Source organism: Delftia sp. BGA-UO-ETr-SB1 (assembly GCF_059567865.1).
On sequence record NZ_JCAQOW010000004.1, the window covers coordinates 557452 to 581895 of the forward strand.

25 protein-coding genes are annotated in these 24444 nt (G+C 68.0%); 15 read left to right on the top strand and 10 right to left on the bottom strand.

The genetic code is table 11. The features are described from left to right. Positions 1–103: 103 nt before the first annotated feature. Positions 104–892: a nucleotidyltransferase domain-containing protein gene (locus tag AC57B5_RS02995; RefSeq protein ID WP_496398688.1), complete on the bottom strand. Its 789-nt coding sequence runs from the start codon at positions 890–892 to the stop codon at positions 104–106. Between the two features lie 25 nt (positions 893–917). Then, complete coding sequence (locus AC57B5_RS03000) at positions 918–1448, bottom strand: GNAT family N-acetyltransferase (RefSeq protein WP_496398689.1); 531 nt, start codon at positions 1446–1448, stop codon at positions 918–920. Positions 1449–1663: 215 nt separating this feature from the next. Between AC57B5_RS03000 and AC57B5_RS03005 the strand changes: the two genes are divergently transcribed. Together AC57B5_RS03005 and infA are read left to right on the top strand one after the other, a co-directional pair. Continuing rightward, entirely contained in the window at positions 1664–3052 is a 1389-nt protein-coding gene (locus AC57B5_RS03005; RefSeq protein WP_496398690.1) for a GntP family permease, read from the top strand. Positions 3053–3551: 499 nt separating this feature from the next. After that, on the top strand, positions 3552–3815 hold the full coding sequence (gene infA / locus AC57B5_RS03010) for a translation initiation factor IF-1 (protein WP_012204971.1): 264 nt from the start codon (positions 3552–3554) through the stop codon (positions 3813–3815). Between the two features lie 170 nt (positions 3816–3985). Here the strand turns inward: infA and AC57B5_RS03015 are convergent, their stop codons facing one another. The 4 genes from AC57B5_RS03015 to AC57B5_RS03030 form a co-directional block, all read right to left on the bottom strand. After that, entirely contained in the window at positions 3986–4270 is a 285-nt protein-coding gene (locus AC57B5_RS03015) for a pentapeptide MXKDX repeat protein (protein WP_071955246.1), read from the bottom strand. Positions 4271–4375: 105 nt separating this feature from the next. Next, positions 4376–5167, bottom strand: coding sequence for a molybdopterin-dependent oxidoreductase (locus AC57B5_RS03020; RefSeq protein ID WP_496398691.1), 792 nt, complete (start codon positions 5165–5167; stop codon positions 4376–4378). Next, positions 5164–5817, bottom strand: a complete 654-nt coding sequence (locus tag AC57B5_RS03025) for a cytochrome b/b6 domain-containing protein (RefSeq protein ID WP_496398692.1) — start codon at positions 5815–5817, stop codon at positions 5164–5166. Before AC57B5_RS03025 ends, AC57B5_RS03020 begins: the two co-directional genes overlap by 4 nt. Before the next feature lie 69 nt (positions 5818–5886). Further along, positions 5887–6810, bottom strand: a complete 924-nt coding sequence (locus AC57B5_RS03030; RefSeq protein ID WP_097202647.1) for a LysR family transcriptional regulator — start codon at positions 6808–6810, stop codon at positions 5887–5889. A 114-nt stretch (positions 6811–6924) separates the two neighbouring features. On the opposite strand from AC57B5_RS03030, the gene AC57B5_RS03035 reads away from it, so the two are divergent. The 5 genes from AC57B5_RS03035 (at position 6925) to AC57B5_RS03055 (ending at position 11694) form a co-directional block, all read left to right on the top strand. Then, positions 6925–7878: a hydroxymethylglutaryl-CoA lyase gene (locus AC57B5_RS03035; protein ID WP_496398693.1), complete on the top strand. Its 954-nt coding sequence runs from the start codon at positions 6925–6927 to the stop codon at positions 7876–7878. Between the two features lie 29 nt (positions 7879–7907). Then, positions 7908–9053, top strand: a complete 1146-nt coding sequence (locus AC57B5_RS03040) for a CaiB/BaiF CoA transferase family protein (protein ID WP_328511974.1) — start codon at positions 7908–7910, stop codon at positions 9051–9053. A 77-nt stretch (positions 9054–9130) separates the two neighbouring features. Beyond that, positions 9131–10114 (top strand): tripartite tricarboxylate transporter substrate binding protein, encoded by a 984-nt coding sequence (locus AC57B5_RS03045; protein ID WP_099733969.1) that lies wholly within the window; start codon positions 9131–9133, stop codon positions 10112–10114. 4 nt (positions 10115–10118) lie between these two features. After that, positions 10119–10643 (top strand): gamma carbonic anhydrase family protein, encoded by a 525-nt coding sequence (locus AC57B5_RS03050; RefSeq protein ID WP_065347208.1) that lies wholly within the window; start codon positions 10119–10121, stop codon positions 10641–10643. After that, the gene (locus AC57B5_RS03055) at positions 10636–11694 is read left to right on the top strand and encodes an Ldh family oxidoreductase (RefSeq protein WP_496398694.1); all 1059 of its coding nucleotides are present in this window, start codon (positions 10636–10638) and stop codon (positions 11692–11694) included. The genes AC57B5_RS03050 and AC57B5_RS03055 overlap by 8 nt, the downstream gene beginning before the upstream one ends. On the opposite strand, the gene AC57B5_RS03060 is transcribed toward AC57B5_RS03055, so the two are convergent. Continuing rightward, positions 11669–12112 carry a hypothetical protein gene (locus AC57B5_RS03060; protein ID WP_496398695.1) on the bottom strand — a complete coding sequence of 148 codons (444 nt, stop codon included), beginning with the start codon at positions 12110–12112 and terminating at the stop codon, positions 11669–11671. The two genes, AC57B5_RS03055 and AC57B5_RS03060, sit on opposite strands and share 26 nt — an antisense overlap. Before the next feature lie 128 nt (positions 12113–12240). Here AC57B5_RS03060 and AC57B5_RS03065 point away from each other — a divergent pair, with 128 nt between their 5' ends. From AC57B5_RS03065 to AC57B5_RS03080, 4 genes are all read left to right on the top strand, one after another. Further along, entirely contained in the window at positions 12241–12540 is a 300-nt protein-coding gene (locus AC57B5_RS03065) for a hypothetical protein (RefSeq protein WP_496398696.1), read from the top strand. An 82-nt stretch (positions 12541–12622) separates the two neighbouring features. Beyond that, positions 12623–13546: a dioxygenase family protein gene (locus tag AC57B5_RS03070; RefSeq protein WP_496398697.1), complete on the top strand. Its 924-nt coding sequence runs from the start codon at positions 12623–12625 to the stop codon at positions 13544–13546. A gap of 12 nt (positions 13547–13558) precedes the next feature. Then, positions 13559–15193: an ATP-binding protein gene (locus AC57B5_RS03075; protein WP_496398698.1), complete on the top strand. Its 1635-nt coding sequence runs from the start codon at positions 13559–13561 to the stop codon at positions 15191–15193. After that, positions 15190–15885 (top strand): response regulator, encoded by a 696-nt coding sequence (locus tag AC57B5_RS03080; protein ID WP_353175051.1) that lies wholly within the window; start codon positions 15190–15192, stop codon positions 15883–15885. The genes AC57B5_RS03075 and AC57B5_RS03080 overlap by 4 nt, the downstream gene beginning before the upstream one ends. Positions 15886–15912: 27 nt before the next feature. Here AC57B5_RS03080 and AC57B5_RS03085 read toward each other — a convergent pair whose 3' ends face one another. Then, a complete protein-coding gene (locus tag AC57B5_RS03085; protein WP_496398699.1) occupies positions 15913–17223 on the bottom strand; it encodes an NtaA/DmoA family FMN-dependent monooxygenase in 1311 nt (436 codons plus the stop codon). Between the two features lie 19 nt (positions 17224–17242). Continuing rightward, positions 17243–19192 carry a TonB-dependent receptor gene (locus AC57B5_RS03090; protein ID WP_496398700.1) on the bottom strand — a complete coding sequence of 650 codons (1950 nt, stop codon included), beginning with the start codon at positions 19190–19192 and terminating at the stop codon, positions 17243–17245. A gap of 358 nt (positions 19193–19550) precedes the next feature. Between AC57B5_RS03090 and AC57B5_RS03095 the strand changes: the two genes are divergently transcribed. Then, positions 19551–20342: an IclR family transcriptional regulator gene (locus AC57B5_RS03095; protein WP_496398701.1), complete on the top strand. Its 792-nt coding sequence runs from the start codon at positions 19551–19553 to the stop codon at positions 20340–20342. A 30-nt stretch (positions 20343–20372) separates the two neighbouring features. On the opposite strand, the gene AC57B5_RS03100 is transcribed toward AC57B5_RS03095, so the two are convergent. After that, positions 20373–21188, bottom strand: coding sequence for an ABC transporter ATP-binding protein (locus tag AC57B5_RS03100; protein ID WP_496398702.1), 816 nt, complete (start codon positions 21186–21188; stop codon positions 20373–20375). 119 nt (positions 21189–21307) lie between these two features. On the opposite strand from AC57B5_RS03100, the gene fepB reads away from it, so the two are divergent. Genes fepB through AC57B5_RS03115 form a run of 3 tightly spaced genes read left to right on the top strand, consistent with a single transcriptional unit; the run spans position 21308 to position 24408 of the window. Further along, on the top strand, positions 21308–22291 hold the full coding sequence (fepB, locus tag AC57B5_RS03105) for a Fe2+-enterobactin ABC transporter substrate-binding protein (RefSeq protein WP_496398703.1): 984 nt from the start codon (positions 21308–21310) through the stop codon (positions 22289–22291). A gap of 3 nt (positions 22292–22294) precedes the next feature. Next, positions 22295–23371, top strand: a complete 1077-nt coding sequence (locus AC57B5_RS03110; protein WP_496398704.1) for a FecCD family ABC transporter permease — start codon at positions 22295–22297, stop codon at positions 23369–23371. Next, the gene (locus AC57B5_RS03115; RefSeq protein ID WP_202759840.1) at positions 23368–24408 is read left to right on the top strand and encodes a FecCD family ABC transporter permease; all 1041 of its coding nucleotides are present in this window, start codon (positions 23368–23370) and stop codon (positions 24406–24408) included. The genes AC57B5_RS03110 and AC57B5_RS03115 overlap by 4 nt, the downstream gene beginning before the upstream one ends. Positions 24409–24444 lie beyond the last annotated feature (36 nt).

The window sequence follows — 24444 nt, forward strand, 5'->3', positions numbered from 1 at the left end:
GTTTACATTGCACCCGCTGCGCGTGACGGTGCGGTGACGGAGGAGTGAAGGTTTTGTTGCGTATCAGGTGCTTGGCGGCTTGGGGCCTGGCGTTGCCCGGTACCTAGACTGCCGTAGATGCAGCCCGCTGGCGCCGAATCCAGCTGATGAAGGCCGAAAGCTCTGCGTTGAAACGAGCTCTGGGTGCCTCGGGCGTCCTTGCCTGCGCCAGAAAGAAAGCCACGGACTGCGCCATTTCCGGATGGAGCTGCGCAAAGCAATCGGCGAACTCCTCCAGCGTGCGCGGCCAGAAGCCCCCGCAGCAGGGGCGCAGCACATTGGTGGCCCGGATCAGCTTGCGTGCGGCTTCGCGTTGCAGGCGCAGGGCCTCCATGTCGTCCCGGGTTGCAGCAATGCGCTGCAGGTAGTTGTTCAGCACCTGCACGTAGTCGCCATTGACGGCCTGTGCAATCGCCCTGGACGGCTCGAACGCCTCAAACTGCTGCGCCAGGTCTTCTCCATGGATACAGCGGCACTCATGCTTGAGCCAGTAGCCCCAGCTGTAGAGATGGGCCGGGTCCAGCACCTCTTGCCGTGTGCCCAGGTCGAAATCGATCTTCACGACTTCTTTGTGACGTAGTTGCAGGTCCTGGCGCAACTGCTCCAGCTGGGCGCTCTCCTGCCTGGACAGGGGGCGGGCCAGCACGATCGTCAGATCCAGGTCCGAGAAGCCCGCCCTCGCGCAGCCGCGCGCCACGCTGCCATACAGGTAGAGGCTGTCCAGCGCCTCGCCGAGGGCGCTGGCGATGGCTGCGCGCGCATCGTCCACCAGGCGCTGGAACTCGGGCTGGACAGGATCGTTGGGGATGAGGTCCAGAGTGCGGGTCGCGTGAGGATCGCTGCAGGAGTGCATGGGGATGCCTGGGCTTATCGCCCGCTCATTCGTCTGCCGCAAGCCGCGCATAGTCCCTGGGCATCCCGCGAACCAGCCTGAACGAACGCAGCAGCCCCTCATGCCGGTACCCGCAGGCCTGCACGACCTTGGCCGAGGCCTGGTTCGACTCCAGCACCGCAGCCTGGATGCGGATGAAGCCGTATTCCTGAAAGGCCCATCGGGTCACTGTCGCGCACAGGGCCTTGGCTATGCCGCGTCTCCAGTACTCCGGGGCGAGGTCGTAGGCGATTTCGGCGGTGCGGTTCACGCCGGAGATGGTGTGAAAGCCGATGCTGCCCACCATCCGGCCACTGCGGGCATCGACGACGGCCAGGCGGCGCTGGGAGTCGGCGGACGGGGACTCGAACGCATCGAACAGCGGCAGCAGGTCGTCGCCTGAGGCGAGGTTCCAACTGGTGTGCTCGGTGACGGCGGGCAGCCTCAGGTAGGCGTACCAGGCGCCGATGTCCGAGCGTTCGATCTGGCGAAGGGAGATTCCGGGCAGCTCCGGTACGGGGGGATGGTGTATGCGCATGGGTTCCGGGATGGCAGCGCCGGGCTTGCCCGGCAGACACGATTGTGGACCGGCGCCAGCGCGAACTCTGTGAACAAGCCTGAAACCTACAACCCGCCGACAGGCCCAGGCATACGATTTGTAGCGATTGGAAACCGCCCACCGCTTGCGGCATGCCGCATGCCGCAAGCGCGCAGGCGGGGTCCAACGCCAAGAATCACAACTCCAAGCTTCCTATGTCTTCATTCGATACCCAACTGCTGCTCATCGCGCTGGCCAGCGTGCTGGTCCTGGTCGCGCTGATCGTCTCGCGCATCCGTCTTCATCCCTTGCTGGCGCTGCTGGTGGTTTCCATCGGCGTGGGCTTTGCCACCGGCATGGCGCCGGGCGAGATCGTCAAGAACCTCACCAACGGGGCCGGCAAGACGCTGGGCGCGGTGGGCGTGGTGATTGCCCTGGGCGCCATGCTGGGCAAGATCCTGGCGGACTCCGGCACCACCGAGCGGCTGGCCAGTGCCATCCTGCAGCGCACGTCCGAGCGCATGATTCCCTGGGCCATGACCCTGGTGGCCTTCGTGATCGGCATTCCCATGTTCTTCGAGGTGGGACTGGTGGTCATGCTGCCGCTGATCTTCAGCGTGGCGCGCAAGCTGGAAAGCAATGAGCGCTTCAAGGGATCGGCCTATGTCTATGTGGGCGTGCCCGTGATCGCCGCGCTGGCCGCCATGCACGGCATGGTGCCGCCGCACCCGGGCCCGCTCACCGCCATTGCCACGCTGCACACCACGGTCGGCCCGACCATGCTGTACGGCTTTCTGGCCGTGATTCCCGCCATGGTGCTGGGTGGCCCGCTGTACGGCGCCTTCATCACGCCGCGCATGAGCACGCGCCCCGATGCAGCCCTGCTGGAGCAGTTCACATCAGGCAAGAAGGAAGGCGGGGAGGGCAGTGCGCCCAGCATCGGCATGGGCGTGCTGTGCGCCTTGCTGCCCGCGCTGCTGATGCTGGTGCATGCGCTGGCCGAGGTGCTTCTGCCCAAGGATTCGGGCCTGCTGCATGCGGCGGCCTTCCTGGGCAATCCGCTGGTGGCCATGCTGCTGGGCGTGGTGTTTGCCTCCATCACCCTGGGCTATCTCCGCGGCGCCGATGCCGAGAAGCTGCGCGACGCGCTGGGCCAGAGCCTCAAGCCCATCGCCGGCATCATGCTCATCATTGCGGGCGGCGGCGCCTTCCAGCAGATACTGACCAGCGCCAAGGTGGGCGATGCCATCGTCCACATGACCCAGCAGTTCGCCATGCCTCCGCTGGTGCTGGGCTGGATGATCGCCATGCTGCTGTCGGTGTCCACCGGCTCGGCCACCGTGGGCATCGTGGGCGCGGCGGGCCTGCTGGCGCCGCTGGCGGCCTCCGATCCTTCGCTGAACGTGCCGCTGCTGGCGCTGGCCATCGGCTGCGGCTCGCTGTTCTTCAACTATGCCAACCACGCGGGCTTCTGGATGGTGAAGGAGTCGTTCGGCATGAGCATGGGCGAGGCCACCAAGACCATTACCGTGGTCCAGTCCATCGTGTCCTTTGTGGGCCTGCTGATGGTGCTGCTGTTCAACCTGCTGCCCAAGCTGGGATAGGTGAAAGGCATGAGGCGGGCCGCCGGCGGCCGCTTCGATGCCGCGGCAACCACCAAGAGAGGGCACTACTTCCGGTTCGACTGCGAATTGCCCCAGTCGCGACAGGGAAAATGCCGTCCCGTACAGGTGCGGTACCCGGCGCCGCTTCAACGCGCGGCCGGCAATTCACCTATACTGATGGAGGTGCTGTCCTTGTTGTTCGCCTCCTCAGTGCCCGTCTGACACCTTCGCGGTCTCCGGGCTGCCGTTAGCCGCCCACTGTCACAAAGTCTGTGACGAGGTCCGCAACTGTCACTCTCAACGGCGAGCACCACGCGAATCCAACCCACCTCCCGGGTCCGCACTCTCCCTGCCACCTGCAGGGTCCTCTTTTCCCTTTTTCGATGCTCCGCTGCCTGCGTGCAGCGGTCATCCTGCGCTGGCCCAAGGCCGCAGCATGGTGCTGCACCAGCAACTTGCGGCGACGCAACCCTTTCAACATGTACTCACAGGAGTCCCATTGGCTAAAGAAGAACTGATCGAAATGCAAGGCCGGGTAGACGAAGTGCTGCCTGATTCCCGCTTCCGCGTAACGCTGGAAAACGGCCACCAGCTCATCGCCTATACCGGCGGAAAAATGCGCAAGCACCGCATCCGCGTGCTGGCCGGCGACAAGGTGACGCTTGAAATGTCGCCCTATGACCTGAACAAGGGTCGCCTCACGTTCCGCCACATCGAGCAACGCTCCGGCGCACCGGGCCCGCGTCCTCCGCAGCGCCGCTGAAGCCCGCCGGCCCGCTTCTGTTGCAGAGCGGGCATTCGGGGCGCAGGCAGGACCGGGCTCTGTGCCTGGTTGCCTGACCGGCAGCGCCAGGTAGCTTCCCAAGCAGCCCCAGCAGCCCCGACGGCCCGACCGCCTGGAGGGCACCAGACGGATCAGGCGAGTCCGTCTGCTTATTTGGACATGGCGTCCTTGCCCATGGAATCCTTCTTCATTCCATCCTTGGACATGCCGTCCTTGTGCATGCCATCTTTGTGCATGCCGTCCTTGGACATCGAGTCCTTCTTCATCCCGTCCTTGGCCATGGAGTCCTTCTTCATTCCATCCTTGGACATCGAATCCTTGGACATGGCTCCGTTGGACATGCCGTCCTTCGCCATCTCATCCGCAGCGAATGCCGTGGTGGCACCGGCCAGGGCGAGGCAGGTGGCGAGCAGGGTGGTGGTGAGCTTGGTCATTTGAGTCTTCCTTTGGATTAGCGGTTTGCGGGATTGCAAAACGGCCGGCTTTGGATGGGCCCGGCCTCGCACCTTCGTTGGCGGCCCAGCGGCTTGGAAGGCCGCTCAGCTGCCTCCGAACCAGTTGTAGCCCTGGTCTTCCCAGTAGCCGCCGGAGTAGGTGTTGGTGACGAACATGGCCTGGATGTGCTTCGGGTTCTTGTAGCCCAGCTTGGTGGGCATGCGCAGCTTCATCGGAAAGCCATATTTGGGCGGCAGGGGCTGCCCGTCGTAAGTCAATGCCATCAGCGTCTGCGGATGCAGGGCCGTGGCCATGTCGATGCTGGTGAAGTAGTCGTCCACGCACTTGAAGCCGACGTACTTGGCACTGATGTCGGCGCCTATGTGGCGCAGGAAATCGGCAAAGCGCACGCCGCCCCAGCGGCCTATGGCGCTCCAGCCTTCCACGCAGATGTGGCGCGTGATCTGTTCGTCCTGCGGCATGGCGCGCAGCTCGGCCAGGGTCCAGGCATGGCGGTCGGCGACCATGCCGGTCACCTCCAGGCGCCAGCTGGCCCCGTCCACCTCGCGCACCTCGTCCTCTCCGTAATAGGCATTGAAGGGGAAGGGGCGCGTGATCTCGGCTGCGGAATAGGTGGGCGCCAGCCGCGTGGGGCTGAACAGCAGGCCCTGCATGCGGTCGTTGAAGCGCGATACCTGGCTGAGCGCGGCCTCGACGTGGCTGTCATCGCTGATGCTGCAGCCCGTGAGCAGGGACAGGCCGCCCAGCGTCAGCGAGCGCTGCAAGAAGGCGCGGCGTGCGGGCTGGTCGAGCTTGCGGGCGATCAGCGAGCGTGCCTCGCGCACCACGGCCGCGCCATCGACGCCGGGCAGGGAAGGGGCTTTGAAGATTTTCATGGGGACTTGGGCGCACGGCCGTGGATCATGGTCAGGAAGGTCCGGGGCACCAGGGCGACCATTGCCAGGTGCACCACCACAAAGGCGACCAGCGCAGCCATGCCGAAGAAGTGCACGCGCCGTGCGGATTCATAGCCGCCCAGCAACTCGCGCAGCAGCGGAAACTGCACCGACTTCCAGAGCACCAGGCCCGACAGCACGATCACCACCAGGTCCAGCACCACGAACAGGTAGGCCAGCTTTTGCACATGGTTGTAGCGGGCCGGGTCGGCGTGCGACAGCCGGCCCTTGAGGGCGGCCACCAGGTCCTGGCGCACGCCCTGCACGCTGACGGGAAAGAACTTGCGCAGCCACCGGCCGCTGGCGATGTTGAGCAGCAGGTACAGCAATCCGTTGAACGCCAGCAGCCACATGGCCGCGAAATGCCATTGCAGCGCCCCGCCCAGCCAGCCGCCCAGCGTGATCGAGCCCGGAAAGCTGAAATCAAAGAACGGCGCCGCGTTGTAGATGCGCCAGCCGCTGGTCACCAGGATGATCACGGCCAGCGCATTGAGCCAATGCGTGAGGCGCAGCCACAGCGGGTGGATGCGCTGGCCATCCTGGGGCTGTGCCGGCTGGGGGGTGATGAGGGCGGTGTTCATGGGTCCCATTGTTGGAGGGACCCTGTAGCGGATGTATCACGCAAACTTCAATTAATCGTGATAACTCCCAAGGCCGGCTCAGCCCGCCTGGGCGCACCCGGCCAGATAGTCCACCAGCGTGCGCGCCGCAGGCGATAGCCGGCTGCCGTCCCTGAAGCAGATGGCGAACTGCCGCCGCGCCCAGGCATCGGTGAGCGGCACCATGTGCACACCCTGCACACCCTGCACGCCCTGACCGGAGCCCGCCATGCCCAGGATCTCCCTGGGCATGATGGCCACGCCCAGGCCGGCGCGTACGCAGCGGATCGTGGCGTCGAAGGAGCTGACCACGGCGCGGTAATTGATGGGCCGGCCGATGATGGCCGCCGCCCGCGCCAGCATGGTGTAGACGGCCGTGGAGGCGGGCAGGCCCACATGCTCGCAATCCAGCGTTTCGCTGAAGCTGCAGCTGTCGCGCAAGGCCAGCGGGTGGCCGGCCGGCACGGCCACGGCCAGGGTGTCGCAGCGGTAGGGCAGGGTCTGCAGGCCCTCCAGATCGGCCGCGTTCCAGCACACGCCCACCAGGGCCAGGCCTTCGCGGATGGATCGGATGATTTCGCTGCTGGTCAGCTCCTCGATGTCCACGCGGATCTGCGCGTGCTCGGGCTTTTGCAGAAAGGCCGCAATGTCATCGGGCAGCGACTCGGCAATCGACGAGACCGAGGCCAGTATCCGCACCTGTCCCTTCACGCCGTGCTGGTAGGCCGCCATGTCGCGCGCCGCGCGGTCGGCGCTGGCCAGCATGGCGCGTGCGTGCTCCAGCAGCATCAGCCCGGCTGCCGTGGGCACCACGCCGCGGCGGTGGCGCTCCAGCAGCGGGGCCTGCACCTGCTCTTCCAGCAGCGCCATGCGCTTGCTGATGGCCGATGAGCCGATGTGCTGCTGCTCGCCCGCGCGGGCGATGTTGCCCAGGTCGCAGGCGGCGACAAAGAGCCGCAGGGTGGTCAGGTCCAGGTCTTTCATGGCGGTTATGGATTTCCATTTGGGAAACTCTAAGGCGAAAAATTATCGCTTCTGCACGCTGGTGGGAATGTCTAAAGTGCCATTCAAGACAAACCACCCCACGCGAACCTTCCCATGCCAGAACCCATCCGTGCCCTGCAGTCCGCCGTCATCCGCGAGGTCGGCCTGCGCGATGGCCTGCAAAGCATCCAGACCGTGCTGTCCACCGAGCGCAAGAAGGAATGGATACGCGATGCCTACGCTGCCGGCCAGCGCGAGATCGAAGTCGGCTCCTTCGTCCCTGCGCGCCTGCTGCCCCAACTGGCCGACACGGCCGAGCTGGTGGCCTATGCCCGAACGCTGCCGGGCCTGTTCGTCTCCGTGCTGGTGCCCAATCTGCGCGGTGCCGAAAGCGCCCTTGCCAGCGGGGCCGAGCTGATGCTGGTGCCGCTGTCGGCCAGCCATGCCCACAGCCTGGCCAACCTGCGCAAGACGCCCGATGAGGTCGTGGCCGAGGTGGCCCGCATGCGTGCCGCACGCGATGCGGCGGGTTCGACGATGCTGATCGAGGGCGGCATTGGCACGGCCTTCGGCTGCACGCTGCAGGGCAGGGTGGAGCCGGCCGAGGTGCTGCGCTGCATGCAGGCGCTGCTGGACGCGGGGGCCGACCGCGTCAGCATGGCCGACACCGTGGGCCACGGCGGGCCGGGCCAGGTGCAATCGCTGTTCGAGCAGGCGCGGCGCATTGCGGGCGAGCGCTTTTGGTGCGGCCACTTCCACGACACGCGCGGCCTGGCCCTGGCCAATGTGCATGCCGCACTGCAAACCGGCGTCACGCGCTTTGACGCCACGCTGGCCGGCATCGGCGGCTGCCCCCATGCGCCCGGCGCCAGCGGCAATGCCTCCACCGAAGACCTGGCCTTCATGCTGGACACCATGGACATCGACACGGGCCTGGACATCGAGGCCCTGCTGCGCCTGCGCGCCAAGGTGGCCGCCTGGCTGGACGGCGAAAGCCTGCACGGCGCGCTGTGGCGCGCGGGCTTGCCGCGCAGCGTCACCGCCGACGCAGCCCCCGCCGCTGCATGAACCCCTTACCTTCCCACGAGCACACCTGTATGGCCACCGAACCCCTGCTGCCGCTGTCCGGCATCCGCGTCATCGAATTCACCCACATGGTCATGGGCCCCACCTGCGGCATGATCCTGGCCGACCTGGGCGCCGAAGTCATCAAGGTCGAGCCACCGGGCGGCGACAAAACGCGCACGCTGCCCGGCCTGGGCATCGGCTTTTTCCGCAGCTTCAACCGCAACAAGAAAAGCGTGGTGCTGGACATCACCACCGAAGCGGGCCGCGCCACCGCTGCTGAACTGGCCGCTGGCAGCGACGTGGTGCTGGAGAACTTCCGCCCCGGCCTCATGCAGTCCCTGGGCCTGGACCACGCCACGCTGTCGCAGCGCTCGCCCGGCCTCATCTACGTCAGCCACAAGGGCTTTCTGCCCGGCCCCTACGAAAAGCGCCTGGCGCTGGACGAGGTGGTGCAGATGATGGGCGGCCTGTCGTACATGACCGGACCCGTGGGCCGGCCGCTGCGCGCGGGCACCAGCGTCAACGACATCATGGGCGGCATGTTCGGCGCCATCGGCGTGCTCGCGGCCCTGCGCGAGCGTGAGCGCACCGGGCGCGGCCAGGAGGTGCAAAGCGCGCTGTTCGAGAACTGCGTCTTCCTGTCCTCCCAGCACATGCAGCAGTACCTGATGACCGGCGAGGCACCGCCGCCCATGCCCTCGCGCGTATCGGCCTGGAGCGTCTACGACGTGTTCACCCTGGCCGGTGGCGAGCAGCTGTTCATCGGCGCCGTCAGCGACAAGCAGTTCGCCACCCTGTGCCGCGTGCTGGACCGCGCCGACCTGCTGCAGCGCCCCGAATACGCCGACAACGCCGCCCGTGTGGCAGTGCGCCCTCAACTGCTGGCCGAGCTGGGCGCCATCCTGGCCAGCCATGAATCGGCCCGGCTCGCGCCGCAGCTGGAGGCCGCAGGCATTCCCTACGCTCCCATCACTCGGCCTGAGCAACTGGTGGACGACCCGCACCTGCGCCAAAGCGGCGGCCTGGCTTCCATGCAGACCGAAGACGGCGGCCAGACCGACGTGGTGCTGCTGCCCCTGCTCATGAACGGCCACCGTCCCGGCGTGCGCATGCCGCTGGCCGGGATTGGCGAGCACACCGAAGAAATCCTCGGAGCCCTTGCATCACGGACCTGACAGCCAACCCCGGGCGCCGAAGGCCGCAGAAAAACCACCCCGGCGCGCATGAGACAACACAAAAAGGAGACAACCCCATGCACTCGTCCCATCCCACCCGCCGCCGCACCCTGCTGGCCCTGGCCGGCGCATCGCTGGGGGCCGCTGCCCTGGGCGTGCGTGCCCAAAATGGCACGCCGCTGCGCGTCATCCTGCCCGTGGGGGCAGGCTCGGGCGCCGACACCATCGTGCGCTCGGCCCAGACTGCGCTGGTGCGCTCGCTGGGCGGCCAGCCCGTGGTCATAGAGAACCTGCCGGGCGCGGGCGGCATCACGGGAACGCAGATGCTGGTCAAGGCGCCGGCCGATGGCAACACCATCGCCTTCATCTCCAACAACCACGCCGTCAACCCCAGCGTCTTCAAGAAGCTGCCCTACGACAGCCTGGCCGACATCACGCCGCTGTCCATCGTCGGCGGCTCGCCCTTCGTGCTGGTCGTCCACCCCAAGGTGGCGGCGCGCAATGCGCGCGAACTGCAGGCGCTCATGAAGGCGCGGCCCGGCGACCTCAACTACGCCTCGTCCGGCAACGGCACCATCTTCCACCTCGCGGCCGAAGTCTTTCTGGACGCGGCCGGCACCACGGCACGCCACATTCCCTACAAGGGCGTGGGCCAGATGGTGGTGGACCTGCTCAGCGGGCAGGTGGACTTCGGCGTGATCGCCGTGGGCACGGCGCAGGCGCACCTCAAATCCGGCGCGCTGCGTGCCATCGGCATCATGGGCCGCGAGCGCGTGGCATCGCTGCCCGATGTGCCCACCGTGGCAGAGCAGGGCTTTCCCGGCGTGGACATCGCCGGCTGGGTGGCCGCCATAGGCCCCAAGGGCATGCCGCCCGCCCAGGTGCGCCGCCTGCACGACGGCATCGCCACCGCCTTTGCCGACCCCGAGGTCAAGGCCGGCTTTGCACGGCGCGACGAATACACCGTGCTCAACAGCCCCGAGGCGGCAGCCCAGTTCCTGCGCTCCGAGCAGGAACGCTTTGCGCGCCTGGTCAAAAAAGCCAATGTCACGTTGGAGTAAGCGCATGGCCCTCTATCGTTATCGGAACAAGGCACCGCAGCTGCCCGCATCCGCCTATGTGGCGGCCGAGGCCACGCTCATCGGCGACGTCACACTGGGCGAGGGCGCCAGCCTCTGGCCCGGCGCCGTGGCGCGCGGCGACAACGAACCCGTGCGCATAGGCGAGGGCAGCAACGTGCAGGAAGGCGCCGTGCTGCATGCCGATCCCGGCTTCGCGCTCACCCTGGCTGCCCATGTCACCGTGGGCCACCAGGCCATGCTGCATGGCTGCAGCGTGGGGGAGGGCTCGCTCATCGGCATACAGGCCGTGGTGCTCAACGGTGCCGTCATCGGCGCGCACAGCCTGGTGGGTGCCGGCGCCATCGTCACCGAAGGCAAGCAGTTCCCTCCGCGCTCGCTGATTCTTGGCGCCCCCGCCAAGCTGGTGCGTACGCTCAGTGACGAAGAAGTCGCGGGCCTGCTGCAAAGCGCCGCCAGCTACGTGGAGCGTGCAATGTCCTTTCGCCAGGAGCTGCAGCGCATTGACTGATTCCCTGAACCCGCTGACCGACGCCGTGCGCATGCCTGCCGCAGCGCTGCAAGCCTGGGCTGCTGGCGTGCTCCAGGCCTTTGATGTGAGCGCATGCCACGCGCAGGCCACCGCCCAGGCACTGGTGCGCACCAGCCTGCGCGGCGTGGACACGCATGGCGTGGCAAGACTGCCGCCCTATGTGCAGCGCATCCGCGAAGGCACCATCCATACACGGGCCAAGCCCAGCCTGCAGGAGCGCAACGGCCTGCTGCGCTGCCATGGCGACCATGCCCTGGGCCAGCCCGTGCTGGAGCTGGCGCTGCAAGCCTGCCTGGACAGGGCCGCAAGCCAGGCCGTGGTGGCCTGCCACATCGAGGCCTGCGGCCACCTCGGCGCCCTGGGCGTGCTGCTGCTGCCCGCCGTGGAACAGGGCTGCATGGCCCTGCTGTGCCAGCGCACGCCGCCCATCATGGCCATGCCCGGTGCCACGCGGCCTGCGCTGGGCAACAACCCCATCGCCTTCGCCGCGCCCGTGGCCGGACAGCCGCCACTGGTCTTCGACATGGCCCTGAGTGCGGTCGCACGCGGCGCTGTAATGGCTGCCGCCCGCGACGGCCATGCGCAAATCCCGCCGCATTGGGCGCTGGACGCACACGGCCATCCCACCACCGATCCCCACGCCGCACTGCAGGGCGCCATGCAGCCCATGGCCGGCCACAAGGGCCTGGGCCTGGCCATGGTGGTCGAATGCCTGGCGGGCGCGCTGGGCGGCGGCCTGTTCCAGCCCGCTGTACCCGGATCGGCGGAAGGTTCCGCCGCCAACGCCTGCGCCTTTCTGCTGGTCATCAACCCAGCCCTGGCCGCACCGTCACCCCGGGGATTTGACAACTACATGGCCAGCTGGATCACCGGCCTGCTCGCGGCCCAGGGCACCCAAGGCCGCTATCCCGGACTGCGCCAGCATGAATGCGAGCTCCAGCGCCGCGCCGAAGGCATCCCTCTGTCGTCTGCGCTGATCAATGAGTTGCAGGCGCTGGCACGGCTCAGCGGGGTGGCGCTGGCGTTGTGAGCGACGGATCCGCAGCCGGTTGGCCGGACGACATCGCCGCCTCCAGCCCGCTTCTCGGGAAGACCGGGCTGTAGTTCACCTGGATCTCGGAGAGCTTGTCATTCACCCGCGTCGTCATGAAATAGCGCGGCATGCCGAATCCCACTTTCATCACCAGACCGCGAAGCTCGGAGAGGGCGCCGACCTTCACATCGGGATCGACCAGCACGGCAATGCGAACCGTACTTTTGGCATCGGGGGCAGCGATCAGCTTCTTGGAGAGTGTGTTTCTCAACTGAGCCGGACTGACCCGCTGGCCATCCAGGCTGTAAGGGCGATCATTGCCGATTGCCGCATGCATTTCGATCACGGTCAGATCTGCAGCAAGAGCGGGTGGGCCGAGCAGGGCGGCCAGCAGCAGGAATCTTGTTGGTTTCATGGTTCTGTTGTGCGATGCAGAGCTTGTTGACCCACTCGCTCTGTGAGCTTGTACCAGCTCGTCCCCACTTCTCCCAATTTCCCCCCATATTGGTCGCAAGAATTCCTTGGCAACTCCAGGAAAAGACCATGATTGTTTTCTCGCAAACCAACGCTTCACGCATTCGCCCGGCCCTGGTGCTGGCTATGGCGGCCTTCGCGGCGGCCTGCAGCCATGCGCAGGGCCACGGGGGGCACGGCAATCCGCCGTCGCCGCCGCCCGAGGCCTATACCGCCTGCCAGGGCAAGGCCGAGGGTGACAGCGTGACGCTGACCATGCCCGATGGCAAGACGCTGGCCGGCACCTGCCGCAGCCTGAATGGGCAGCTGGTGGCCATGCCGGCTGGCGGGCCCGGCGCAGGCGGGCCGCCGCCCCATCCGCAGCAGTGATCGCGTGGCCCGGTGAGCCACGCCGCCGGGCTGTCTGCAACCCCACGGGCCTGCGCACAGGCCCTCATGAAAAGCCATCCCCATGAACCACTCTCAAGATGCCCATGATCTTGCCCACGACCTGGGCCTTCAGCACGATCTGCAAGTCATGGCGCGCCGCCTGTCCGAGCGCCGCCGCCTGTTGGGCCTGATGGCTGCCGGTGGCGCTGCCGCGCTCTTGTCCGCCTGCGGTGGCGGCGGAGGTGATTCCGGTGATTCGACAGGGACCGGCACAGGAACCGGGACAGGAACGGGCACCGACACGGGAACGGGCACAGGTACGGGTACTGGAACCACGACCGGCACCTGCATGGTCGATCCCACGGAAACCGAGGGCCCTTACCCCGCCGACGGCTCCAACGGCTCGCGCGGCAGCCTGGTCAACGTGCTGTCGCAAAGCGGCGTGGTGCGCAGCGACCTGCGCAGCAGCTTTGGCGGCATGAGCGGCACGGCCGCAGGCCTGCCGCTGACGCTCAAGATCACCCTGGTCAACGTCGGCACCAACTGCAGCCCGCTGGAAGGCTATGCCATCTACCTGTGGCATTGCACCCGCGAGGGCGAGTATTCGCTGTACTCCACCGACCTGCTCAACCAGAACTTCCTGCGCGGCGTGCAGGCGACGGACAGCAATGGCGAATGCACCTTTGTGACCATCTTCCCGGGCTGCTATGACGGGCGTTGGCCGCACATGCACTTCGAGGTGTTCCGCAGCCTCAACACGGCCGGCAGCTACACCAACAAGCTGCTGACCTCGCAGATGGCCATGCCCAAGGATGTGGCCAGCGCCGTCTATGCCGGTGTCAGCGGCTACAGCGCCAGCGTCTCCAACCTGTCGCGGGTCAGCGTGACATCGGACAATGTCTTCGGCGACAACACCAGCGAGCAGATCGCCTGGCAGACGCCCACCTTCACCGGAGACACCACCAATGGCCACACCGCCACGATTTCCATCGGCATTGCCGTCTGACGCAGCAACTGAATGAGCCTCCGCCTCCCGCGCCTGAAGCTGCAGCACAAGGCCTTCTTCGCCCTGGCCGTGCTGCTGGTGGCCCTGCTGCTGGTGTTTCTCGGCTTCTCCCGCCTGGGCCTGCAGCGGGGCCTGGGCCCGTACATGGCCGAGGTGGAGCTGACCGGCATGGACGGGCTGGCCGAGCGGCTGGTCCAGCACCACGAGCAAAACGGCGGCTGGGATGCGGCGCGCGCCAACCCCGGTTTCTGGCGCGACATGGTGCGCCCGGGCGCAGGCATGGGCCGGGGCTTTCCTGCGGGTGAGCCCGGGCCACGGCCCCCCATGCCCATGCCCATGCCGGAGCCGAGGCCTGGTTTTGAGGGAAGCCTCGGTCCGGGGCCTGGCCCGGAGTTTCCGCCGCCACCTGGGCTGGAAGGCGGAGAGCCTGCAGATCGCTCAGCTCGCTCAGATCGCTCCGACCGTACAGACCGCCCTGGCCCGCCGCCGGATCGCCCCTTCGGCGGCCCGTGGGCGCGCGTGGGCCTGCTGGATGCCCAGGGCCAGCTCATCTCCGGCATGGCGCCGCAGCCCGGTGCGGCGCACCGCGTTCTGCGCGCCGCCAATGGGCAGGCCATTGGCGAGATCGTGCTGTCCCCCGTGCAGACCGGGCAGGGCATGCAACGCGACCTGGACCGCGCTTTCCTCGCGCAGCAGATGGGTTTTGTGGCCTGGACCGGGCTGGCCGGCCTGCTGCTGGCGCTGCTGCTGTCGGCCTGGCTCACGCGGCGCTGGCTGGAGCCGCTGACCGCCTTTGTCGACGGCCTGCGCGGCATTGCGGCCGGGCGGCTGGACACGCGCGTGGCCATCAAGGGCGATGCGGAGCTGGCCCGCCTTGCGGAAACCTTCAACGACATGGCCGTGCAGCTGGCCACCATGGAGGCCTCGCGCCAGCGCTGGCTGGCCGACGTGGCGCATGAGCTGCGCACGCCCCTGTCCACCATGCGCGCCGAGGTCGAGGCCGTGCAGGACGGCGTGCTGCCCATGGACGACCGCATGGCGCTGCGCCTGCATCGGCAGATCATGCGGCTGATACGGCTGGTCAGCGACCTGCGCGTGAGCCTGGACGACCCGCAGGCCCTGCACGGCTCGGGCCATGTGCCCGTGCATGTGCTGACCCTGCTGGGCGAGGCGCTGGACGGCGCGCGGCCCGGCTTCGAGCAGGTGGGCATCGGCCTGGACCGCTCCACCGTGGACCAGCTGGCTGCGCGCGTTCCGCCGCCGCTGGTGCAGGGCGACCCGCACCGGCTGCACCAGGTGTTTGCCAACCTGCTGGAAAACAGCCTGCGCTACACGGCTGCGGGCGGGCGGCTGCAGGTGTCCGCCGAAATCGTCCAGATGCAGGACCGCAGCATGCTGCAACTGCGCTGGGACGACACGGCTCCCGGCGTGGCCAGCCCGCACCTGCCGCGCCTGTTCGACCGCCTCTATCGCGTGGACGCCTCCCGCGTGCGCGACGGCGATGGCCTGGGCGGCTCCGGCCTGGGGCTGGCCATCTGCCGCACCATCGTCCAGGCCCATGGCGGCAGCATCGAGGCGGCTGCCTCGCCGCTCGGCGGCCTGCGCATCACGCTGTGGCTGCCCTTGCTGGAAAATCCCGCGCCATGAAGCCAGCCCGCATCCTCCTGGTCGAAGACGAAGCCGACATGGCCGCCATCGTCATCGACTACCTGCGCCATGCAGGCTACGAAGTCGAGCACATCCGCCACGGGCGCGAGGCGCTGGACCGCATGCTGCGCTCCCCGCCCGACCTCACCGTGCTGGACATCATGCTGCCGGGGCTGGACGGCCTGGACATCCTGCGCCAGTTCCGCCCCCACAGCGCCAGCCCCGTCATCCTGCTCACCGCGCGTGTCGAGGAAATGGACCGCCTGCTGGGCCTGGAGCTGGGCGCGGACGACTACATCTGCAAACCCTTCGCCCCGCGCGAAGTCGTGGCCCGCGTCAAGGCCGTGCTGCGCCGCAGTGCCGGCCCCGGCCCCGCGCAGCAACGCCTGACGCTGCTGCCCGAGCAGGGCCGCGCCATGCTCAACGGCAGCGTGCTGCCGCTGACCAAGCGGGAGCTGACCTTGCTGCAGGCCCTGATGCGCCAGCCCGGCCGCCTGTACTCCCGCGCGCAGCTGCTGGAGCTGGCCTGCGCCGACACGCTGGACGTGAACGAGCGCGCCATCGACAGCCACATCAAGAACCTGCGCAAGAAACTCAAGGCGGCGGACGACCGCCATGAGTGGATTCGCTCCGTCTATGGCGTGGGCTTTGCGTTCGAGCCCGATGGCGGTTCCGACACGCGGGCGCAGTGAAGGCCAGGCGAGGGCAGGGCGCAGCCCCTACCTCGACTCGTCGAGGTGCTCCATGAACGTGGTGCCCGTGTAGCGGGAGCGGAACAGGCCGGCCTCCACCAGGCGCGGCACCAGCTGCTCCAGCACGCAATGCAGGGACTCGACGGAGCCGCCGGGCGCGGCCAGAAAGCCGTCGATGGCGCCGGCAGCGCTCCACTCGGTGATCTGCGCCACGGCATCGTCCACCGTGCCGACCACCTGCCAGTGCGCGGCGGAGAGGATTTCCGGCCGCTGCAGCAACTCGTCGATACGCAATGGCTCGCGCTCCATCAGGCGCCTGAGCAGGCCCGCATGCGTGCGGCTGGACGGGGTTGCCACGGGCGGCGGAAGGTCGGCTGCGGTGATCGGCCGGTCTGCGGGCCAATCCGTCAGGTCCAGGCCGACCATGGCCTTGATCGACGCCAGCTTGCGGCCCCTGTCCACCCGGCCGTGCGTCTGCTGGAACATCTCCCGGGCCTGCTCGCGGGTGTCGGCCAGGTACAGGCTCAGGCCGGGCAGCAGGCGCACATCCTGCGCCTGGCGCCCATGGCGCTGTGCGCGCCGAGACAGGTCCCGGCGTAGCTCCAGCGCCGCGTCCAGGTCCGGCGTGGGCGCGAAAACAATGTCTGCCACCGATGCGGCAAAGTCGCGCCCGGTGCTGGACGCGCCCGCCTGCACCAGCGGAATGCGCGTGCCACCGAACTCCGGCAGGTTCAGCGGGCCGCGCACCTTCAGGTGCGGTCCCTCGTGGTCTATGGGGTGGACCAGCGAGGCATCGGCGTAGCGGCCGCTGTCCCGGTCGATCTTCAAGGCCTCGTTGGGAAAGCTGGCCCACAGCCGGCGCACCACGTCGGTGAACTCTGCGGCCCGCGCATAGCGTTCATCGGCATCGGGCATGGCCTGCAGCCCGAAGTTCTCGTGGCCCTGCAGGGCCGTGACGATGTTCCATCCGGCGCGGCCGTTGCTGATCCAGTGCAGCGACTGCAGCTGGCGCGCCACCGCATAGGGCGGGAAAAACGTGGTCGATACCGTGGACACCAGGCCGATGCGCGAGGTCTCGCGTGCCAGCGCTGCCATCAGCACCGTGGGGTCCAGGCTGGCGAAGCCCGCGCCAGTCTCCAGCGCCTCCATGGGCAGAAAGCTCACGTCCGGGCGGAAGACGAAGTCCAGGTGCGCAGCCTCGGCGCGCCGGGCCAGGTCCAGGGCGAAGTCGCTGGAGTACAGCCCTTCGATATTGCTGCCGGGCCGCCGCCAGGCGTCGCCGCTCAGCCAGGTGGGGGCCAGCGAAAGGCCGATGTGCAGGGGTTTGCGGGTTGTCATGTCTGCTGTCATTCCCATCTCAGAACGTTCCGCGCACGCCCACGCCGATCATGCGCGGCGCGGTCATGCTGGCCTCGATGCCGCCGATGCCGCGGTTTTGCTGCAGGTACGTCGGTGCGCGCCTGTCGAAGACGTTCTTGATATAGCCGTACAGCTGCACGCGCGCGCTGTAGGCATAGGTCATGCGCAGGTCGGCGATGGTGTTGGAGCCGACCGCATAGGCGCGCGTGTTGGCGGTATCGGAGTAGTAGCCGTCCAGGTGGCGCACCTGGCCGGAGACATTGAACCGGGGGCTGGCGTCCCAGCTCACGCCCAGGCTCAGGTTGTAGCCGGGCGAGCGGGCGAAGCGGTTGTGCTCGTAGCCGGGGTTGCTGCCCATTTCCTCGATGCGGGTGCGCAGCACGCCCACGCCGGCCTTGATCCGCAGGTTGTCCAGCGCGCGGTAGTCGGCGCCCAGCTCGAAGCCATAGGCATGGGCCTTCTCCGCGTTGATGGTGTAGGACTGGGCCACGCCCGGGGAGATGACCACGGGGATGTTGTACTGCGCATCCCGCATGTCCATGTAGAACAGGTTGGTGTTGAGCATCAGCCGGTCATCGAGCAGGCTGGCGCGGCTGAACAGTTCGTAGTTCCAGATCGACTCCTTCTTGAAATAGGCCCATTGCCGGCTGGTGAGGTTCAGCGACACACCGCCCGGGTTGTAGCCCCGGCTGACCAGCGCGCCCACGGTCCAGCGCGGTGTGGCGGCATAGGCCAGGGACAGCTTGGGCAGCAGTGCCGAGAAGGTTTTCGTGTAGTCGAGGGCGGTGGGTGCCAGCACCGAAGTGCCGGTGCGCACCACCTCGTCCTGCTGGTAGCGCAGGCCGCTGGTCAGGGTCCAGCGGTCGGCCAGGCGCCAGTTCAGCTCGCCGAAGACGCCCAGGTTCTTCTTCGTGTCGTCGAAGGCGGACAGGCCGCGCAGCAGCAGGCTTTCGTCCGTGCCGGTGCGCGCGTAGTAGACGCCGCCGAAGCCGCTCAGGCGGTCCTTGTCGCTGCCCACCAGGGCGCGGAGCTCATTGGAGACATTGTTCTGGCGGATATCGGCATCGCCCTCGCCGGGGATGCCCGTGTAGCGCTGCACGGACGAGCGCGAGTACTGGGACTGGTTGACCAGCCGCACGCCATTGCCCAGCTCGTAGCTGAGGTCGAGGATGCCGGTGTCGGTCTTCTGCTTCCAGCTGGGCATGGTCGTCGTCCAGTGCTCCAGCGCGTTGAACGGAGCGGACGCTGCCTCCTGGCTGGGGCGGTTGCTGTCGTTGTGGGAATAGGTGAACTTGGCCTCCAGGCCCGGAATGCGGCTGGGCAGCCACAGTAACTTCATGCGTGCGTTCAGCGCGCGGAAATCCTGATCGGCCTGGCCCCGCTGGAACTGCGGATTGGTGTAGTCGATGAAAGTGTCGCGCCCCGAGTAGTCCACGGCCAGCCGCGCGGCCAGCTCCTCGCCCACGGGGCCGGAGACGGCGATGGACGCACGCCGCGAGTGGTAGTCGCCCGCCTCCAGCTGGTAGGCCCCTTCGCGCTTGAAGCTGGGGTCCTTGGTGTTCACGACGATGGCGCCCGCAATGGCATTGGCACCCTGCGAGGTGGTCTGCGGGCCGCGGAACACCTCGATGCTCTCCACATCCCAGACCGAGGTCGCGCCGAAGAACATCTCGTTGTAGTTGAGGTAGTGCCCATCCAGGTTGATGGTGGCGCGCGGCACCGTGCCGCCCCAGAAGACGTTCTGGCCGTTGTTGGGGCCCTGCGTGTCCTGCCCGCGGATGATGGGCGCGCCCACCGTGTCGGTGTAGACCACGTTGGGCACGTCGTGCAGCACCTCGTGGACCGAGGCATTGCCGGACTCCTGCCGGGCCAGGTCCTTGCCGGCCTTGACCGACACGGAGGAGGCCGTGTCCTTGAGTTCGCGCCTGACCTTTTCTCCGCTGACCACGACCGCTTCAAGCGCGTTGGATTCCCCCCCGGAACCCGATGCGCCCTGTGCGAAGGCGCCGGCCGGCGCCATCAGGGTAGAGAGTGCGATGGCGCCCGCCCGGGACGGGAGCCTGCGATGGAAACACAGCTTCACAGCATCTTCCTTTGATGAGAATGATTCGTATTTTTCAAAGGTCGCCATCATGCATTGAAATTCCACAGTAGGGAATGCATTCCCACATGCGGAAGAAAAAAACAGCAGCGAAATGGTGTGCGCGCACCCGTGCAGAGCCTTCGGCAGAGCCGGTATCATCGACACCGGCGGCGCTCGCGCCCCCACCTGCGATGCGCCTGGTACAGGCAAGAAAGCCCAGCCCTTGAAAACAACAACACCTCAGACGACAGCCGGCGAGAAGCGCTCCGGCACCATCCAGTCCGTCTCCATCGCCACCCGGTTTCTCATGGTCCTGGCCAATGCCGAAAGCGAACTGGCGCTGGGCGAGGTGGCCCGGCGAACGGGAACGGGGGGCTCCACGGCCCACCGCTACCTGCAAAGCCTCGTCAAGGAAGGCCTGGCCAAGCAGGACCCGGCCAGCGGCCTGTATGACCTGGGCAGCGCGGCGCTGAGCATCGGCATTGGCGCGCTCAAGCGTGTGGATGCGGTGGAGATTGCGGCGCAGCGCATGAAGGCGCTGACGCACAGCCATGCGCTCAGCGGCGGCGTGGCCATCTGGACCGACCGGGGGCCCACCCTGGTGCGCTGGTACCGCAGCGCCTACTTCTCAATCAACCCGCTGGCGCTGGGCGACATCCTGCCCATAGACAACACTGCCTGCGGCCTGGTGTTCCAGGCCTTCCTGCCCAAGGCCACCATCGACGCCGCACGGCGCCAGCAGCCCCCGCATTTCCGTGGCAAGCCGCCGGCCAAGGCCGTGCTCGACGAAGTGCGCGAGCGCTGCTGGTCCGAGATGACCAGCCACCTGCTGTCCAACGTCACGGGCCAGGCGGCGCCGGTGTTCGATGCGCAGCATGAAATCGTCTGCACGGTCACCACCGTCTCGGACCTGGGCCAGCTCAAGTCGCCGCAAGACCGGGTCGCGCTGTTCCGCGAGGCCAGCCTGATCAACCAGTCCACGGGCGGGCGGGCCTTCAGCGCAGATTCGCCTTGAAAGCCGCGCCGGGAAAAATGCCCGGGCGCCTCAGTTCCCTGCGGCGCGCTCCCTGGCATTCACGGCCCTGCGCCCCCTGGGCACCACCAGGGGCGTCCCCGACACAGGGTCTGCCATGATCACGGCCGGCAGGCCGAACACCTCCTGCACCAACTGCTCCGTGAAGATCGCTCCGGGCGCGCCCTGCGCGGCAATGCGCCCGTCGCGCATGGCGATCAGGTGCGAGGCATAGCGGCAGGCCTGGTTGAGGTCGTGCAGCACCGCAACCACCGTGCGGCCGGCGTCGTTGAGATCCGCCAGCAGCTCCATCAGCTCGATCTGGTGGGCGATGTCCAGGAACGTCGTGGGCTCGTCCAGCAACAGGATCGGCGTCTGCTGCGCCAGCACCATCGCAATCCACACCCGCTGGCGCTGGCCGCCTGACAGCTCGTCCAGCAGGCGGTCGGACAGTGCTGCCACATCGGTGGCCTGCATGGCCTCGGCCACGGCTTGCTCATCCGCGTCCGTCCACTGCCTCAGGAAGGATTGATGGGGGTAGCGCCCCCGCGCCACCAGGTCCGCCACCGTGATGCCCTCGGGCGCCACCGCGCTTTGCGGCAGCAGGCCCAGGCGCCGTGCCACCTCCTTGGCGGGAAATTGCGAGATGTGCCGGCCATCGAGGATGACCTGCCCGGCCACCGGCACCAGCAGCCGCGACAGCGCGCGCAGCAGGGTGGACTTGCCGCAGGCGTTCGGCCCCACGATGACGGTGAAGGAACCATCGGGAATGGCAAGGGACAGGCCCTGCGAAATCGTGCGCTCGCCGTAGCGCAGCGTCACCGCATCAGCACTCAGGCGCTGCGTCATGGCCGGTCATTTCCCACAATCGATAGGTCCTTCGGTGTTTGCAATGTGGAATGAATTCTACAATACGGAATACGCTGAAGACGCCGCCCTGGCGCCCGGCCCCGTCGCTTCGGATCGAGATGAACAGACTCCAACTTGCCGCCCTGGGCGCGGCCGCCGCACTGGCCGTGCTGGCCTGTTTCGCATGGTTTCCACGCGCCGCCGTTCCCGTGGCGGGCGCCGCACCGCATACGCCGGGTACATCGGATACGCCGGCTGCAGCACACGCAGACCATGCACCGCTGCCCCGGCGCATCGTCTCCACCTCGCCCAGCGTGACCGGCATCCTGCTGGCCATCGATGCGCCGGTCGTTGCGACCGCCGCGACCACGCCCAGCCGCATGACCGACGACAAGGGCTTTTTCTCGCAATGGGCCGCGGTTGCCGACAAGCGCGGCGTGCAGGTGCTCTACCGCAACCTGCAATTCGACATCGAGGCCGCCATCGGCGCCAGCCCCGACCTGCTGGTGGCCTCCGCCACCGGGGCCGACAGCGTGGCCCAGCACCGCACCGAACTGCAGTCGCAGGGCGTGCCCATGGTCGTGGTCGACTACTCCAGCCAGTCCTGGCAGGACATCGCCACCGAGCTGGGCCGCATCACGGGCCATGCGAAGCAGGCCGCCGCAGCCATTGCCCGCTTCGATGCCCATGTGGCGCAGACCGCCGCCTCCATCACGCCACCGGCCCAGCCTGTCAGCATCGTCGCCTACAACCTGGCCGGCAGCTACTCCATAGGCCGCGCCGCCAGCCCCCATGCGCGGCTGCTGGCCGCACTGGGCTTCAAGGTGGAGGGCCTGCCGCCCGCGCTGGCCGCCCAGGTCACACGCGCCTCGGACTTCGAATTCATCTCCCGCGAGAATCTCTCGGCCGCCATCACCGGCGACTCCGTCTTCCTGCTCGGCGCCTCGCAGGGCGATGTGCAGGCCTTCCTGGACGATCCGCTGCTGGCCAACCTGCCCGCCGTTGCCGGCCGGCGCGTCTATCCGCTGGGCCCGACCTCGTTTCGCATCGACTACTACTCGGGGCAGCAGATGGTCGACGCCGTGGCAAGCCATTTCCGCTGAGCCATGCGTGCACGGCTCCAAGGCGCGGCGGCGCGGCCTGCCCAGCGCTCCTGTTTGCGCTCCTCCCCGCGCTCCTCCCTGCACTGCAGGCGTTGGCTGGGCCTTGCAGGCGGGCTGCTGGCGCTGGCCATCATCGCCGTGCTCGGCATCACCGTCGGCTCGCGCGACATTGCGCTGGCCGACATCCTCGGCGCGCTGCGGGCTCCGGACCTGCGTGATGACCAGCACCTGATCGTCAGCCTGCTGCGCATGCCCCGCACCGTGGTGGCCATCCTGGCCGGCATGGCGCTGGGCGTGGCCGGCGCGCTCATGCAGGCCGTCACCCGCAATCCCCTGGCGGAGCCGGGCCTGCTGGGCGTCAACGCGGGTGCGGCGCTGGCCGTGCTCATCGGCATGACGGCCTTCGGCCTGACGTCCGTGCTCCAGTACGTCTGGTGCGCCTTTGCCGGCGCGGGGCTGGCGGGCGCCGCCGTCTTCGCGTTCGGGCAGTCCCGGGGCGCGGGCGCGCACCCGGTGCGCCTGGTCCTGGCCGGGGCCGGCCTGTCGGTCATGCTCACCTCCAGCGCCGGCATCATCCTGCTCAACGCGCCCCCGGAAGTCTTTGACGGCTTCCGCCACTGGGCGGCCGGCTCCCTGGAGGGCAGCGGCTATGCCAGCGCCGCCGTGCTGGCGGCCGCCGTGGCGGCGGGGCTGGCGGCGGCCTGGGCCATCGTCGGCCAGCTCAACGCCATGGCGCTGGGGCATGACGTGGGCCTGGCGCTGGGCGTCAATGTGCGCGCCACCGCACAACTGGCCTGCCTTGCGGTCATGCTGCTGGCCGGGGCGGCCACGGCGGCCGTGGGGCCCATCGCCTTCGTCGGCCTGGTGGCACCGCATCTGGCACGCCTCTCGTGCGGGCCGGACTACCGCTGGATACTGCCGCTGTCCGCGCTCTACGCGGCGGTGCTGCTGCTGGGTGCCGATGTGCTGGGCCGCGTCGTCGCAGCACCTGCCGAAGTGGCTGCGGGCATCGTCGCCTGCCTGATCGGCGGGCCGTTCTTTGTCTGGGTGGCGTGCAGATACCGCTTGAGCAGGCTATGAAGACCTCCGTGAACACATCCGTTGTGCGCTGGGGAGCCTGTTCGTTTCTCTGGCGGCCCAGGCCGCTGGCCGTGGGCATGGCGCTGGTCGTGCTGGCCCTGGTGCTGGGTGTGCTGCTGCTGGGCACGGGAACCCTGTCCCTCAGCCCCGCCGAAGTGCTGGACAGCCTGCTGGGCACGGGCTCCAACCCCGCAGCAGAGCGCATCGTGCAGCGGGTGCGGCTGCCGCGTGTCCTCACGGCCGTCTTCGTGGGCGCGTCGCTTGGCATGGCGGGCGCCATCTTCCAGTCCATCTCCCGCAACGCGCTGGGCTCGCCGGACGTGATCGGCTTCACCACCGGCGCGGCCAGCGGGGCGATTGCGCTCATCGTGCTGGGTGACGCCGGGCCGCTGTGGACATCGCTGGCCGCCGTGCTGTCGGGCATGGCCACGGCGGCGGTCGTGCTTGCGCTGTCCGGGGGCCGGCGTGCTGCCGGCGGCTACCGGCTGGTGCTGGTGGGCATAGGCGTGGGGGCCACGCTCTCGGGCCTGAACACCATCTTGCTGGTCATGGGGGACCTGGACCGGGCCGTCGCCGCGCAGCGCTGGCTGGCCGGCTCGCTCAGCGCGCGGACCTGGGCCCATGTCGTGCCCGCCGCGCTGGGCTTCATCGCCATCGTGCCCGTCGTGCTGTGGTGCGCCCGCCGCATCAACCTGCTGGAGCTGGGCGACGATGCCGCCACCCAGCTCGGCGTCAACGTGCCGCGCACGCGGCTCACCATGGTGATGGCTGCCGTGGCCCTGACCGCCATCGCCACGGCAGCGGCGGGGCCCATCGCCTTCATCGCGCTGGCCGCGCCCCAGGTGGCCAGGCGCCTGGGGCTGTCGCCCGACGTGCCCCTGTTCACGGCGGCAGCCATGGGCGCCGTTCTGCTGCTGGCGGCCGACATGCTCAGCCAGTGGGCACCCGTGCGCCTGCATCTGCCCATCGGGCTGGTGACGGGGCTGCTGGGCGGGGTGTATCTGCTGTGGCTGCTGTTTCGCACGCGCAAGGGATAGACGGCCGTGCAGGGTGCAACGGGCGCAGACCCAGTA

Bases quoted from the DNA above. Each gene is read 5' to 3' on its own strand.
- AC57B5_RS02995 (WP_496398688.1), bottom strand. From the start codon at position 892: ATGCACTCCTGCAGCGATCCTCACGCGACCCGCACTCTGGACCTCATC.
- AC57B5_RS03000 (WP_496398689.1), bottom strand. From the start codon at position 1,448: ATGCGCATACACCATCCCCCCGTACCGGAGCTGCCCGGAATCTCCCTT.
- AC57B5_RS03005 (WP_496398690.1), top strand. From the start codon at position 1,664: ATGTCTTCATTCGATACCCAACTGCTGCTCATCGCGCTGGCCAGCGTG.
- AC57B5_RS03015 (WP_071955246.1), bottom strand. From the start codon at position 4,270: ATGACCAAGCTCACCACCACCCTGCTCGCCACCTGCCTCGCCCTGGCC.
- AC57B5_RS03020 (WP_496398691.1), bottom strand. From the start codon at position 5,167: ATGAAAATCTTCAAAGCCCCTTCCCTGCCCGGCGTCGATGGCGCGGCC.
- AC57B5_RS03025 (WP_496398692.1), bottom strand. From the start codon at position 5,817: ATGGGACCCATGAACACCGCCCTCATCACCCCCCAGCCGGCACAGCCC.
- AC57B5_RS03030 (WP_097202647.1), bottom strand. From the start codon at position 6,810: ATGAAAGACCTGGACCTGACCACCCTGCGGCTCTTTGTCGCCGCCTGC.
- AC57B5_RS03035 (WP_496398693.1), top strand. From the start codon at position 6,925: ATGCCAGAACCCATCCGTGCCCTGCAGTCCGCCGTCATCCGCGAGGTC.
- AC57B5_RS03040 (WP_328511974.1), top strand. From the start codon at position 7,908: ATGGCCACCGAACCCCTGCTGCCGCTGTCCGGCATCCGCGTCATCGAA.
- AC57B5_RS03045 (WP_099733969.1), top strand. From the start codon at position 9,131: ATGCACTCGTCCCATCCCACCCGCCGCCGCACCCTGCTGGCCCTGGCC.
- AC57B5_RS03050 (WP_065347208.1), top strand. From the start codon at position 10,119: ATGGCCCTCTATCGTTATCGGAACAAGGCACCGCAGCTGCCCGCATCC.
- AC57B5_RS03060 (WP_496398695.1), bottom strand. From the start codon at position 12,112: ATGAAACCAACAAGATTCCTGCTGCTGGCCGCCCTGCTCGGCCCACCC.
- AC57B5_RS03065 (WP_496398696.1), top strand. From the start codon at position 12,241: ATGATTGTTTTCTCGCAAACCAACGCTTCACGCATTCGCCCGGCCCTG.
- AC57B5_RS03070 (WP_496398697.1), top strand. From the start codon at position 12,623: ATGAACCACTCTCAAGATGCCCATGATCTTGCCCACGACCTGGGCCTT.
- AC57B5_RS03075 (WP_496398698.1), top strand. From the start codon at position 13,559: ATGAGCCTCCGCCTCCCGCGCCTGAAGCTGCAGCACAAGGCCTTCTTC.
- AC57B5_RS03080 (WP_353175051.1), top strand. From the start codon at position 15,190: ATGAAGCCAGCCCGCATCCTCCTGGTCGAAGACGAAGCCGACATGGCC.
- AC57B5_RS03085 (WP_496398699.1), bottom strand. From the start codon at position 17,223: ATGACAACCCGCAAACCCCTGCACATCGGCCTTTCGCTGGCCCCCACC.
- AC57B5_RS03100 (WP_496398702.1), bottom strand. From the start codon at position 21,188: ATGACGCAGCGCCTGAGTGCTGATGCGGTGACGCTGCGCTACGGCGAG.
- fepB (WP_496398703.1), top strand. From the start codon at position 21,308: ATGAACAGACTCCAACTTGCCGCCCTGGGCGCGGCCGCCGCACTGGCC.
- AC57B5_RS03110 (WP_496398704.1), top strand. From the start codon at position 22,295: ATGCGTGCACGGCTCCAAGGCGCGGCGGCGCGGCCTGCCCAGCGCTCC.
- AC57B5_RS03115 (WP_202759840.1), top strand. From the start codon at position 23,368: ATGAAGACCTCCGTGAACACATCCGTTGTGCGCTGGGGAGCCTGTTCG.